This is a genomic window from Endozoicomonas atrinae, from assembly GCF_001647025.1.
Taxonomy (GTDB): domain Bacteria; phylum Pseudomonadota; class Gammaproteobacteria; order Pseudomonadales; family Endozoicomonadaceae; genus Endozoicomonas; species Endozoicomonas atrinae.
Map to the genome: position 1 here is coordinate 1 of NZ_LUKQ02000792.1, position 450 is coordinate 450.

Annotated in this window: 1 protein-coding gene; it reads right to left on the bottom strand. The window is 64.7% G+C overall.

Annotated elements, in window-relative coordinates; translation table 11 throughout:
* Nucleotides 1-450, bottom strand: a 450-nt coding sequence (locus AK963_RS34490; protein WP_175404802.1) for a hypothetical protein, incomplete at both ends; no start/stop codon positions are given.

Below are 450 nucleotides of genomic sequence, written 5' to 3' on the forward strand. Positions count from 1 at the left end.
CTCCATGGCCGGACCCGCCAGCCCCATGGAAAGCGCCCCCACCCCGGCAGCCGGGGCAAAGGCGGCCTGTGCCGCTTCCTCGGCCAGCAGGGCTTTGGCCTGCTCAAAAGGCTGGCGGGTATCGCCGCCTCCGGCCTGCTCGTAAGTCTGCTGGTACAGCTCCTGGAACCTCGGCAGGTCTTTCAGTTGCTCATAGCCCAGTCCCATGATCTGGCTTTTGGCGTCCTCGGCACCGGCCCCGCCGATCATCAGGCCACCGGTTGCACCATAACCAATGGCATGGCTGCCCTTGTCGATGACATTCGCCAACCCCTGCACACGTCTGGCATCTTCCAGACCGGTCACTGCTGCCGCTGCACCCGATGCCTGAAGCCCTTTCATGCCCAGTGCCGACAACCCTTTACTGGCCACACCGCCGGGTATCATGGACGGTGCCAGAGAGCCAACCCC